Origin of the sequence: Bradyrhizobium mercantei (genome assembly GCF_001982635.1) — a bacterium.
Taxonomy (GTDB): Bacteria; Pseudomonadota; Alphaproteobacteria; order Rhizobiales; family Xanthobacteraceae; genus Bradyrhizobium; species Bradyrhizobium mercantei.
Window position 1 is genome coordinate 923,692 of the sequence record NZ_MKFI01000004.1, and the last position, 12,197, is coordinate 935,888.

Sequence of the window (12,197 nt, forward strand, 5' to 3'; positions counted from 1 at the left end):
TCGTTTAGTCCTCCCTACAAGGTTTTTGCTATTTGATGGCCCCGAGCAGCAGGCCCGACCGCATCATGCGGCTGAGCAGGCCCGCCATGATCATCATGGGAACGATGGCGACCAGCGCCGCAGCCGAGATCGCCCACCATTCATCGCCGCGCTGGCTGTTCTGTCCCGCCACCAGGATCGGCAGCGTCTGCCATCTGGAATTGGTCAGGAACAGCGCGAACAGAAACTCGTTCCAGACGAAGGCCAGCGTGATCATGAACGTCGCCAGCAGGCCGTTCATCGACATCGGCACCACGATGCCGATGAAGATGCGCCAGCTCGGCACATTGTCGACCATCGCGGCCTCCTCGACCTCGATCGGGATCGCCTCGAAGAAGTCGCGCATCAGCCAGACCACGATCGGCAGCGAGAAGGCGACGTAGCACAGCGTCAGGCCGACAAAGCTGTCGATCAGCTGGAAGCCGAGCCGGCCGATCTCGCTGTACAGCAGATAGAGCGCAAACGCCGTGACGATCGGCGGAAACATGCGCTGGCTGACGAACCAGAACAGGATGTCCTCATTGCCGAGGATCGGCCCGGGCAGCGGCAGCCGGTTGGCGATCACTGCAACGATCAGCGCGATCGGAAAGGCAAGCAACAATGCCTGCGGACGGGTGAAGGCGAACGTCGTGTTGAACAGCAGATAGCCGCCGAGCGCGAGCAGGAAGAACGCGAGGCCCGCGCCGAGGCGGACCTTGAATTCGAACCGCACCAGCGCATAGGCCGCCATCGCGCCGATCGCGGTCGCGATCGCCGCCGCGGACAGACCGACGATGGTCGAGTTCAGGAAGGTCCGGAAGAACTCGCCGCGGATCCCCTGATACAGATCGATGAAGGGCTGCAGGGTCGGCGTGAAGTCGACGAACGGAATGTAAGTCGGCCCGCCGACGACGCCCGGCGGCGTCTTGAATGCGGTCACTACCACCCAATAGAGCGGAAACACCGTGATCAGGCACCAGGCGAGAACGCCGGCTGCGACCAGGCGGCGACTCCATGGCGACAGTCCGGTCAGGCCCTGCCCGCTCATCGGCGCTTCTCCAGATGCGGCCGCAGCAGCGCCAGATAGGTGACGCCGATGATCGTGATCGCGATCAGGAACAGGAAGCTGAGCGCCGACGTGTAGCCCAGATTGAACTTCTTGAAGCCTTCCTGATAGGCGAACAGCGTCAGCGTCTCGGTGTCCACGCCCGGCCCGCCGCCCGTCATCACGAACACCGTGTCCATGATCTTGTAGCTCTCGATCAGGCGGATGAAGACGACTGCGGCCGAGATCGGCAGCATCATCGGAAAGGTGATGCCCCAGAACTGCTGCCAGGCGCTAGCATTCTCGAGCTCGGCGGCCTCGTAGACATCCTCGGGCAGCGTTTGCAGGCCGGCCAGCATCATCAGGATGACGAACGGGGTCCACTGCCAGACCTCGACCGCGATGATGCAGCCGAGCGCCCAATGTCCATTGGTGAGGAACGGCAGGTTGACCAGTCCGAACTGCGACAGGAACTGGTTGAGCGGTCCCATCGTCGGGTTGAACATCATGCGCGCCACCAGCGCGACCGCGACGGGCGCGAGCAGCATGGGCAGCAGCAACGCGACGCGAAACAACCGCTCGCCGGGCACACGCGCATTCAGCGCCAGCGCGACGCCGAAACCGATCGCGTATTGCAGTCCGACCGCGATGAGCGCAATCAGCGTCGTGGTGAAGAGCGCGTTCCAGAACCGCGGCTCCTGCAACAGCGTGCCATAATTGCCGAGCCAGACGACGCGCGGCGGGATCGGTGGAATCAGGCGATAGCTCAGGAAGCTCGTGGTCAGCGAATAGATCAGCGGAAAGATCGAGATCGCCAGCACGACGAGCACCGCCGGCCAGATGAAGACATGCTTGATCGGATCGTTCCGCATCATTGCGCGATCATCCCTTCAGCAACGCTTCGATTTCCGCGCGCTGCGGCATCGCGGGCGCGGTGCCCGGTCGTGTCACCGAGATTCCCGCGGTGGCCGAACCGAACCGCGCGGCCTCGAGCGGATCCGCGCCATCGGCGAGCGCCGCCGCGAAGCCGCCGACGAAGGCGTCGCCCGCGCCGGTGGTTTCGACCACCTTGCCGGCGGCAAACGGCGGCACGTGCAGCGAGCGGTCGCGGGCGTGAAACAGCGCGCCGCGCTCGCCGAGCGTGATCAGCGCGGTGCCCGCACCTTTGGCCAGCAGCGCGTCACCGGCCCGGCGTGCGCCGGCGAGGTCGCCGACCGCGATCCCGGTCAGCGCTTCGGCCTCGGTCTCGTTGGGGACGACATAATCGCACAGCGCAAACAGGCCATCGTCGAACTTGATCGCCGGCGCCGGGTTGAACACCGTGATGCTGCCGGCCGCACGCGCAATCTCGAGGCCGCGCAACGCGGCATCGACCGGCTGCTCGAGCTGCGTCACGAACACGCTGGCATCGCGAATGGCGTCCGCCACCGCGTCGACATCGGCCGGCGTGATGCCGCCCGCCGCACCCGGCACCACGATGATCGCGTTATCGCCGCGCGTCTCGTGGACATAGATGAATGCCGCGCCGGTCGGTGCTTCTTTCGTCCTCGCCACGCGCGGCCGGATTCCCTCGGCCTCCCAGGTCTTGATCGCAAGCTCGCCGAAGGCGTCGCTGCCGATCCGGGAGATGAAGCTCACGCTGGCGCCGGCTCGCGCCGCTGCGACGGCCTGGTTGGATCCCTTGCCGCCGGGCCCCATGGCGAATCCCGATCCGGCGATGGTCTCGCCGATCGCCGGCATGTTGCCGGCGCGGAACGCCAGATCGACCACGAACACGCCGAGGACGGCGACGCCATTCTTGCTCATGTCGTCACTCCCCGTCCGGCGCGATCACGCCCTTGGTGAGCAGGAAGCAGCCGTAGAAGCGCCGCTCGCCGGTCGCGATCACGCAATAGGCCGCCTTGGCTTTCTCGTAGAACGCATGGCGCTCGACGCCGACCAGCGGCCAGGATCGTCCCTCGGCGCGATCGATCGCGGCCTGCACCTCGTGCTGCACGGGGGGCAATTCCTGCGGCTGACCGACGATCTCCATGCGGATCGCGGCATCGTCGACGAACGTATCGAGCGGCATCACCGAAAGAACCGCTTCGACCGCCTTGGCGGCGCTCACATTGTCGATGCGCAGCAACTCGCCCAGCACGCTCTGGCGCGCGATCGAGTGGGCCGGAAAATTGGTGTCGCACACCACCAGGCGATCACCGTGCCCCATCGCCCGCAGGGCATAGAGCACGTCGGCATTGAGCAGTGGATTGATGCCCTTGAGCATGTTGCGTCCCTCCCTTGTCTTCAAAATCGCCCGGACTCTGACGGTCCGGATCCCCATTCCTATCACCGCAAGGTGACGTCCCTAGAGCCACCCGAACGTTCTAGTCGCCGTACGGGATCCAGATGTTCTTCACCTGCACTGCGTGACGCAACAGGATCGGGCCCTCGCTCGCGGCCTTGTCGTACCAGTCGAGCGCGAGGCCGTGATCGACCAGCGTCCGCTTGAGATTGCCGATCGACAGCCGTTCGGCCACCGCCGAGGCGTCCTGCGATCCGAACACCCAGAGCGCGTCGACATCGTCATGCTCGGCAAGCACCTTGACCAGATCGTTGCGATCGCCGGTGACGATGTTGACCACGCCGCCCGGTACGTCCGACGTCTCGAGCACCTGGTAGAAATCGGTCGCCGCGAGCGGATGCCGCTCGCTCGGCACGGCGACGACCCGGTTGCCCATCGCGATCAACGGCGCGACCAGGCTGATGAAGCCGAGCAGCGGCGCCTCGTCCGGACAGGCGACACCGACCACGCCGATCGGCTCATGCATCGCGAGCGCCACGCCGCGCAGCGGCGGCGCATGGATGGATCCCTCGAATTTATCGGCCCATGCACCATAGCTGAACAGCCGTTCGATGCTCGCATCGACTTCCGTGCGTGCCTTTGCCGCCGATACGCCGGTCATGTCGGCGATGCGGCGGGCGAACTCATCGCCGCGCGCCGAAAGATTCTCGGCAAGGTAATAAAGGATCTGGGCGCGATTATGCGCCGTCGCGCGCGCCCACGCTTCGGCGGAGCGCGCCGCGGCCACCGCATTGCGGATGTCCTTGCGATTGCCCTCGCCGGCCTCACCCAGGCGCCGGCCCTTCGGCGAGTGCACCGCACGTGAATAATTGCCGTCCGGACGGACCTGCTTGCCGCCGACGAACAGTTTTGTCGTGCGATCGATCGGCGGCACGTCGAATCCGGCGCCGGCACTGGCGCCGGCCGCAATCGGCAGCGGCGATGCCTTGGCCCGCGGCTTGCGACCGCTCCAGGCCTTCGGCTTCAGGTACTCGAGCATGCCTTCGCGGCCACCCTCACGGCCGAAGCCGGACTCGCGATAGCCGCCAAAGCCAACGCTGGCGTCGAACAGGTTGGTGGCGTTGACCCAGACCACGCCGGCCAACAATTTCGGCGCGATATCGAGCGCGAGCCCAATGGTCTCGCTCCACACGCTGGCGGCAAGGCCGTAGCGCGTGTTGTTGGCGAGCATCACGGCCTCGTCAGGCGTGCGGAATGTCATCGCCACCAGCACCGGGCCGAAAATCTCTTCGGTCGCGACCGTCGAGGACGGATGCACGTTCCAGAGCAGGGTCGGCGGATAGAAGCAGCCTTCCGCCGGGATCGCGCCGGAGGCCTGATATTTCTCCGCGCCCTCCTTCACCCCGGTCTCGACCAGCGACTTGATCCGCTCGAGCTGCACCGGGGCTACCACCGCGCCCATGTCGATCGCCTTGTCGAGCGGCATGCCGACGCGAAGGGTCTCCATGCGGCGGATCAGCCGCCTGCGGAAAGTCTCCGCGATCCCTTCCTGCAGCAGCAGCCGCGAGCCGGCACAGCAAACCTGGCCCTGGTTGAACCAGATCGCATCGACCACGCCTTCCACCGCGCCGTCGATATCGGCGTCGTCGAACACGATGAACGGCGATTTGCCACCGAGCTCAAGCGTCAGCGATTTGCCGGTGCCTGCGGTCGACTGGCGGATCAGCCGCCCGACTTCGGTCGATCCCGTGAAGGCGATCTTGTCGACAGGGCTTTCGACCAGCAGAGCACCGGTCGCGCCATCGCCGGTCACGACGTTCAGCACGCCCGGCGGCAGGCCGGCCTCGGCCGAAAGCTCGGCGAACAGCAGCGCCGTCAGCGAGGTGAACTCGGCCGGCTTCAGCACCACCGTGTTGCCCGCGGCCAGCGCCGGCGCGATCTTCCAGGCCAGCATCAGCAGCGGGAAATTCCACGGGATGATCTGCCCGATCACGCCGATCGGCAGCTGATCGGCGAATTCGCGCTCCTGCAACTGCGCCCAGCCGGCGTGATAGTAGAAATGGCGCGCCGCGAGCGGCACGTCGAGATCGCGGGTTTCGCGGATCGGCTTGCCGTTGTCGATCGCCTCCAGTACGGCGAACAGCCGGGCGTGACGCTGCAACATGCGCGCCAACGCGTAGAGATGACGCGCACGGCCATGACCGCCGAGCTTTGCCCACGCGGCCTGCGCGGTGCGTGCAGCATTGACCGCCGCTTCGACATCGGCAGCAGCGCCCTGCGCGATGCGCGCCAGCGTCTTGCCTGTCGCGGGCTCGGCCGTCGTGAGGTGCTTGCCCGCATGCGGCGCTGTGAATTTTCCTGCGATGAAATGCCCGAACGTGGCGCCGTGCCGCGCCAGCCAGGCGCGCGCCTCACCGTCCGCCTCGGGCGCGGGGCCATACTCCATGGTCTCGAAATAGCTTGCGACGCTCATCGCTGGAGTCTCATCCCACGGGGTGGCGGTTGAAGGCCGAGTAGTGGCCGGTCACGTGATGCTCGAGCTGCCGCTCGATGTCGGCGAGCAGGCTGGAGGCGCCGATGCGGAACAGATCCGGCTCGAGCCAGTCGCGTCCCAGTTCCTCCTTCATCAGGAACTGATAGTTGAGCACGTCCTTTGCCGTCGAGATTCCGCCGGCCGGCTTGAAGCCGATCTTGTAGCCGGTGCGCTCCTGATAGACGCGGATCATCCGCAGCATCGCGAGCGTTACCGGCAGCGTCGCGTTGACGCCTTCCTTGCCGGTGGAGGTCTTGATGAAGTCGGCACCCGCCATCATGCAGACCATCGAGGCCTTGGCGACATTGCGCAGCGTCTTGAGGTCGCCTGTCGCCAGGATCGTCTTCAGATGCGCTTTGTCGCAGACGGCGCGGAAATCCCGGACCTCGGCGTAAAGCGCCCGCCAGTCGCCGGTCAGCACGTGCTCGCGCGTGATGACGATATCGATCTCCTGCGCGCCGTCGCGGACCGACGCCTCGATCTCCTTCAGCTTCAGTTCGTGCGGCACGAGACCCGCGGGAAATCCGGTCGAGACCGCAGCGACCGGGATGCCGGATCCATCGAGCGCCTCGACGGCCGTGCCGACGAACCGATGGTAGACACAGACCGCGCCGGTATGCAGATCGCGCCCGGCGAAGCCGAGCTTCTCGATGACATCGCCGCGCACGGGCGCCTTGGCCTTGGCGCAGAGCCGCTTCACCCGCTCAGTCGTATCGTCGCCATTGAGCGTCGTCAGGTCGATGCAGGTGATCGCCTTGAGCAGCCACGCGGCCTGCGCATCCTTCTTGACGGTCCGCCGGCCCGGCAGGCTGGCGACGCGCCGTTCGGCGGCCGACAAATTGATCCTGATGTCGTCGACCCAATCCATCTCGAGCGCGCGACCGCTGTTGCGCGGGATCGGATGCGGATGCTCGCCGCCCGGAGCAGGCGACTGCACGGCCAATGGAGACGGATTCTGTATGAAGACGCTCTGCGTCATGGGAAGCGCCGTGCGTCCTAGCGAATCGACGAGATCGCCAGATAGACTGAATGTGTCGATCGCAACATGTGATCCTCCCTGACCTTGCCGCTGGGTTTGCCGACTGCCCGGGAACGACATCGCCCCCGACAACCGGATCAGCCCGTCGGACTGGATGTTATTATTGTAACAAATCGACGTTGATAAACTCACAACATTGTAAGATCATTGTCAATCGGATAAGCAAGCTCGGCGACCAAAATGGCTGAAACCCCGAACGCACGACCAAGCGAGACACGCGTCCAGCGCCTGCAGAGGCTGCGCCGCGCCGTTGAATCGGGTGGCACGCTGCACCTGAAGGACGCCGCCGAGCTGCTCAAGGTTTCTGAAATGACGGTCCGGCGCGATCTCGCCGGCCCGGACGCCGCGCTCGCGCTACTCGGCGGCTACGTCGTCAATGCGGCGTCACCGACCGGGATCAAGTACGCGTTCGAGCAGGAGATCGACCAGCACACCCAGGACAAGCGTCTGGCCTGCCGGACCGCAGCGGCCCTGATCCAGGCCGACGACACGATCTTCGTCGACTGCGGCACCACGATGCAATCGCTGGCGGACTGCCTGCCCGAGGATCTGCCGCTCTCGGTGATCTGCTATTCGATGAACGTGGCGTCGATCGTCACGCGCCGGCCGGCCACGCAGGTGATGCTGATGGGCGGCCTCTACCATCCGTCGTCGCAGTCCTTTGCGTCGGACGACGGCCTGTCCTATCTGCGGCGGCTGGGGATCAACAAGGCCTTCATCTCCGCCGGCGGCGTGCACTGGACCCGCGGCGCAAGCTGCTCGAATTTTCACGAAGTCGCCGTCAAGCAGGCCGTCATCGAGACCGCGATGGAGAGCATCCTGGTGATCGACGCGAGCAAGCTCGGCAGCCTCAAATCGGCATTCTTCTCCGATATCGGCGCGTTCGCGCGGATCATCGTCGGCGGTACGGCATCATCGGACATGCGCAAGCACTTCCGCAGCCTTCCCGTCGAATACGTGACCAGCGCAACCTGAGGCGTGATGAGACTAGGTTGAACCGGACCGGCAGCGGAGGCCGACCTCTCCCTCGGGAGAGGTCGGCGCGTAGCGCCGGGTGAGGGATTACGGTCCCTCGTTAGAGCTGCGCCCCCTCACCCGATTTGCTTCGCAAATCGACCTCTCCCCTTGGGGAGAGGTGAATCGAGTGCGTAGCCTTCGCTCGAAAACGGTCTGACCCGGGCGGGGGCTGGCTCGCCCGGGTCAGCTTTGTCCGCGACGCACGCCGTTGCGACACCGCGCATCGCCGGCCAAAGATCAGTTGCAGGCGGGCTTGGCCTTGTTGCAGGCGTCGGTCAGTTCCGGCGGCGGCTCCTTCTTGAACACCGTCTTGTAGGATTCCAGCACGTTGGACTGCGTCACCGGCAACGACTGCACACCGACCCAGGCCGGCGTTTCCTTGCCGAGCAGCGCGTTCATCATGGCCATCGCCTCCGCGACGCCCTGATCATAGGGACGCTGCGACCCGGTCGCCTTCAGCGGTCCGCCCTTGGCGATCTCGATCGCCGATTGCAGGCCGAGATCGACGGTCGTAACGGGAACATCGATGCCCTGCGCGCGCATCGAGCTCAGCGTATCCAGCGCCGGCTGATCCCAGACGGCGAACACGCCCTTGACGTCGGGATTGCCGGTGAGGAAGTCGCCCGCGATCTGCGACACCTTCGGCGGATCGGTGAAGTCGACCTGCTTCATCTTGATGTCCGGCCGGTTCTTCTGCATCCACTCGCGAACGCCCTTGGTGCGCTCGTTGGTGCTGAAATAGTCGACGCCGAAATTGACGAGGCCGATGGTGGCGCCCTGCGCCATGCAGGACGCCAGGATCTGCGCCGCGATCTGCCCGTTACCCAGATTGTCCGCCGAAATCATCGAGGCATATTCCTCGGGATGCTTGAGGCCGGTCGGAATGCTGTCCATCAGCACCAGCTTGATACCGGCCTTGGCGACCTTCTTGTAGGTCGGCGCGGTCGCGGTGAAATCGACCGGGATCGAGATGATGCCATCCGGATGCTGCTGGATGGTGTTCTCGATATCGGCGATCTGCTTGTCGACCTGATATTCGGCGGACGCGACGCCGGTCACCGTCACACCATACTTCTTCAGCGTGTCGGTGATGCCCTGGATCTGCAGTTGCGCCCAGTCGAGGTTGACGGTCTGCATCGAGATGCCGACCTTGAAATGCTTCTCCTTGACCTTGGCGGCGTCGGCGTCCGACAGCGCCAGCACCTCGGGCGAGGCGGCCTTCTCGCCGTGGGGCCCCTGACCGACGATCGATTTCGGTCCAAGCGTCGCGAGGTCGACGCCCTTGACGCAGGTCGCGGGCACTTCGGCGCGGGCCGAGGGGACGATCGAAATGGCCGTCGCCGCGATCAGTGCGGTCAGCGGCAGGGTTTGTCGCAAGATTGGCTTCATTGTTTCCTCCCGTGTTGGTCGCCGATTGACCGGAGGCCGGCGACCTTGCCCCTACTGCCGCAGCGCAGGGGCCTTGCGGTCCCGGCGCCACATCTGATCCCGACTAGCGTTTCGTGAAAGCGACCGCGGCCACGATGATCGCTCCCTTGATGACGAGCTGCAGCGGCGAGCTGACGCCGAGCAGCACGAGGCCGTTGTTGAGTGTGCCGATGATCAGGCTGCCGAACAGCGTTCCCAGGATGTAGCCGCGGCCGCCGAACAGGCTGCAACCACCGAGGATCACGGCGGCGATGACGTCGAGCTCCATGCCCTGCACGACGTCGGGCCGCGCGGCATGCGAGCGCGCGGACAGCACCAGCGCCGCAAGACCGGCCAGCGCGCCGGTCAGCACAAAGGCCGCGGTCGTCACCCATTTGGTGTTGATGCCGGAATAGAGCGCCGCGGTCGGATTGCCGCCGACCGCATAGATGCGGCGGCCGAACACGTTGTAATGCAGCAGCAGGATGCCGACGATCATCGCCACCAGCGTCCAGGCGATCGGAACGGGTATCCCTAAAAACGAGCCTTCGCCGAAGATCGCGAAATAGGTCTCGTTGGTGATGATGACAGGCTTGGTGTTGGTCACCATCATCGCCAGCCCCCGCGCCATGCTCAACGAGCCCAGCGTGACCAGGAAGGACGGGATCGAGAGCTGCGTGGTCAGGATGCCGTTGAGCAGCCCGACCAGCGCGCCGGTGCCGAGCCCTGCGATGGCACCGACGATCCAGCTGTTGTTGATCTGGCTCATGGCGAGCGCAGCCGCCATGCCCGACAGCGCCAGTGTCGATGCGACCGACAGATCGATCTGGCGCGCGATGATCACGAAGGTCATGCCGACCGCGATGATCGACACCAGCGTGGTCTGGCGTCCGATGTTCAGGAAATTGTCGACCGACAGGAACCAGGGCGAGGACAGGCTGAACACGACCAGCAGCACCACGAAGGCGATGTACAGCATGTAGGGCCGCTCGCCCCGCAGCAGATTCTGCAGCAGCTTGCGGCGCCGATCGGATCGGGTCGACGCGGCGACGACGTTGGGCGCGGTCAGTTCGGTCATGCGGGCAGCTCTTGCAATACGCCTTGTTCGGAAGCCTGGTAGATCTGAAGGAGATGATGCAGCTCTTCGGCATCATCGATCTCGCCGCGCTTCAGCGTCCGCGCCACGCGGCCATCGACGATCACGGAGATGCGGTCGCAGAGCTCGATCAGTTCGACGAGATCCGACGAGACGACCAGGACGCCGCTGCCGTCGCGCGCGGCATTCCTGATGACACCGTAGATCTCCTCGCGCGCGCCGACGTCGACGCCGACCGTCGGCTCGTCGAGCAGCAGCACGCGCGGCCGCGGATCATTCCATTTTCCGAACACGACCTTCTGCTGGTTACCGCCGGACAACGTCCTGACCAGGCTCGAGGCGCCCTGCGCCTTCACCGAAAGCCGCGCGACCGCGGTTTCCGCGCGCCTCGTGGCGGCGCCTTGCTGCATGAAGCCCCAGCGCGAGAAATGCGGAATCCGCGGCAAGGTGATGTTGCGCTCGATCGAATGATCCAACACCAGGCCCTGCACGTGACGATCTTCCGGTACCAGCGCAACGCCCTGATCGATCGCATCGGCAGCGCCCTTCGGCAGCCAGCGCCGGCCCTCGATCGCGAGTGTGCCACTCTCGACCGAACGCAGTCCGAAGATCGTCTCGAGAATTTCGGTCCGGCCGCTGCCGATCAATCCGGCAAGGCCGTGGATCTCGCCCTTCATCACGGACAGATCGACGGCCGATAGCCGGTCGTTGGACACACCGGACAGCGACAGCACCGGCGACGGATCGATCGTGCGCGTTGCCGCTGGTTCAGTGCGCGACGCAGCCGGCGCCAATCGATCGGTGCCGATGATGGCGTTCACCAGCCGCTTCATGTCGGTCTCGGCGGTCACGAACGTGCCGGCGTTGGCGCCGTCGCGAAGCACCGTGACGCGCTGCGAGATCTCGAACACCTCGTTGAGCCGATGCGTCACGTAGATCACGCCGACGCCGCGGCGCGTCGCCTTGCCGATTGCGTCGAACAGGATGCGGACTTCATCCGAGGTCAGCGAGGAGGTCGGCTCATCGAGGATCAACAGCCGCACCTCGCCCATCAACGCCTTGGCGATCTCGGTCATCTGGCGATAGGCGAACGGCAGCGAGCCGACCGTCGCTTTGGTGTCCAGGGGAATGCCGAGCTCGCCCAGGAACGCTTCGGCCCTGGCCATCAGTTCGCGCTTCCTGACAAAGCCGAACCGCGCGCGCGGCTCGCGGCCGAGCAGCAGATTGTCGGCGACGCTCAGCGATTCGACGAGACTGAGGTCTTGATAGACGACGGCGATCCCCGCCTCGCGCGACCGTGCCGGACTGTCGAACGCCGCCGGTTTGCCGGCGATTTCGATCGTGCCGCTGTCGGGCGCATGAACACCGCTGAGGATCTTGATCAGCGTGGATTTTCCGGCGCCGTTCTCGCCCAGCAGCGCGTGCACCTCGCCGGCCCGGACCTCGAGGTTGACGTCGCGCAAGGCCCGCACGCCGCCAAAGCGCTTGTTGATGCCACCGACCATCAAAAGCGACGTCGACGGCCGAGGCTCTGCCGCGATCGAACCGGACAATTCCAAACCTTCCTCCCGTCACCCGCGCGAGCGCGCTGGTACGATGATGACATGTTGTTATTTTTGCAACTTATTGTGTTATAATTCTATCACATCGGGCGACCTGTCAATGGGAGATCGCGCCGCCGGGCGTTCGAATTGGGAGCGGCCCCGACCAGATCCTGCGCCACCGACAGACGCCGCCGGCCTCCGCCAGGCAGGACGA

At 65.2% G+C, this 12,197-nt stretch carries 10 protein-coding genes; 1 reads left to right on the forward strand and 9 read right to left on the reverse strand.

Features of this window, described 5'->3' with window-relative positions; all coding sequences use genetic code 11:
• Window positions 1–28 precede the first annotated feature (28 nt).
• From BI327_RS22260 to deoC, 6 genes are all read right to left on the reverse strand, one after another.
• A complete protein-coding gene (locus BI327_RS22260) occupies window positions 29–1,066 on the reverse strand; it encodes a carbohydrate ABC transporter permease (RefSeq protein ID WP_076862894.1) in 1,038 nt (345 codons plus the stop codon).
• Window positions 1,063–1,938, reverse strand: a complete 876-nt coding sequence (locus tag BI327_RS22265; protein WP_076862896.1) for a carbohydrate ABC transporter permease — start codon at window positions 1,936–1,938, stop codon at window positions 1,063–1,065. The genes BI327_RS22260 and BI327_RS22265 overlap by 4 nt, the downstream gene beginning before the upstream one ends.
• Before the next feature lie 7 nt (window positions 1,939–1,945).
• Window positions 1,946–2,869, reverse strand: coding sequence for a ribokinase (gene rbsK / locus BI327_RS22270; protein ID WP_076862898.1), 924 nt, complete (start codon window positions 2,867–2,869; stop codon window positions 1,946–1,948).
• Window positions 2,870–2,873: 4 nt separating this feature from the next.
• Entirely contained in the window at window positions 2,874–3,329 is a 456-nt protein-coding gene (locus tag BI327_RS22275; protein WP_076862900.1) for an RbsD/FucU family protein, read from the reverse strand.
• A gap of 100 nt (window positions 3,330–3,429) precedes the next feature.
• The gene (locus BI327_RS22280) at window positions 3,430–5,820 is read right to left on the reverse strand and encodes an aldehyde dehydrogenase family protein (protein WP_076862902.1); all 2,391 of its coding nucleotides are present in this window, start codon (window positions 5,818–5,820) and stop codon (window positions 3,430–3,432) included.
• A 10-nt stretch (window positions 5,821–5,830) separates the two neighbouring features.
• Window positions 5,831–6,748 carry a deoxyribose-phosphate aldolase gene (gene deoC, locus BI327_RS22285; RefSeq protein WP_394329879.1) on the reverse strand — a complete coding sequence of 306 codons (918 nt, stop codon included), beginning with the start codon at window positions 6,746–6,748 and terminating at the stop codon, window positions 5,831–5,833.
• A 351-nt stretch (window positions 6,749–7,099) separates the two neighbouring features.
• Between deoC and BI327_RS22290 the strand changes: the two genes are divergently transcribed.
• Complete coding sequence (locus tag BI327_RS22290; RefSeq protein WP_076862905.1) at window positions 7,100–7,894, forward strand: DeoR/GlpR family DNA-binding transcription regulator; 795 nt, start codon at window positions 7,100–7,102, stop codon at window positions 7,892–7,894.
• A 279-nt stretch (window positions 7,895–8,173) separates the two neighbouring features.
• Here BI327_RS22290 and BI327_RS22295 read toward each other — a convergent pair whose 3' ends face one another.
• The 3 genes from BI327_RS22295 to BI327_RS22305 all read right to left on the reverse strand — a co-directional run bounded on the left by BI327_RS22295 (window position 8,174) and on the right by BI327_RS22305 (window position 11,998).
• The gene (locus BI327_RS22295) at window positions 8,174–9,325 is read right to left on the reverse strand and encodes a substrate-binding domain-containing protein (protein WP_076862907.1); all 1,152 of its coding nucleotides are present in this window, start codon (window positions 9,323–9,325) and stop codon (window positions 8,174–8,176) included.
• Window positions 9,326–9,428: 103 nt separating this feature from the next.
• On the reverse strand, window positions 9,429–10,421 hold the full coding sequence (locus BI327_RS22300) for an ABC transporter permease (protein ID WP_076862910.1): 993 nt from the start codon (window positions 10,419–10,421) through the stop codon (window positions 9,429–9,431).
• Complete coding sequence (locus BI327_RS22305) at window positions 10,418–11,998, reverse strand: sugar ABC transporter ATP-binding protein (protein WP_089025547.1); 1,581 nt, start codon at window positions 11,996–11,998, stop codon at window positions 10,418–10,420. Before BI327_RS22305 ends, BI327_RS22300 begins: the two co-directional genes overlap by 4 nt.
• Between the last annotated feature and the right edge of the window lie 199 nt (window positions 11,999–12,197).

Coding starts and splice junctions, on each gene's coding strand:
- BI327_RS22300 (WP_076862910.1), bottom strand. CDS start 10,421: ATGACCGAACTGACCGCGCCCAACGTCGTCGCCGCGTCGACCCGATCC.
- BI327_RS22260 (WP_076862894.1), bottom strand. CDS start 1,066: ATGAGCGGGCAGGGCCTGACCGGACTGTCGCCATGGAGTCGCCGCCTG.
- BI327_RS22280 (WP_076862902.1), bottom strand. CDS start 5,820: ATGAGCGTCGCAAGCTATTTCGAGACCATGGAGTATGGCCCCGCGCCC.
- rbsK (WP_076862898.1), bottom strand. CDS start 2,869: ATGAGCAAGAATGGCGTCGCCGTCCTCGGCGTGTTCGTGGTCGATCTG.
- BI327_RS22265 (WP_076862896.1), bottom strand. CDS start 1,938: ATGATGCGGAACGATCCGATCAAGCATGTCTTCATCTGGCCGGCGGTG.
- BI327_RS22275 (WP_076862900.1), bottom strand. CDS start 3,329: ATGCTCAAGGGCATCAATCCACTGCTCAATGCCGACGTGCTCTATGCC.
- deoC (WP_394329879.1), bottom strand. CDS start 6,748: ATGGATTGGGTCGACGACATCAGGATCAATTTGTCGGCCGCCGAACGG.
- BI327_RS22295 (WP_076862907.1), bottom strand. CDS start 9,325: ATGAAGCCAATCTTGCGACAAACCCTGCCGCTGACCGCACTGATCGCG.
- BI327_RS22290 (WP_076862905.1), top strand. CDS start 7,100: ATGGCTGAAACCCCGAACGCACGACCAAGCGAGACACGCGTCCAGCGC.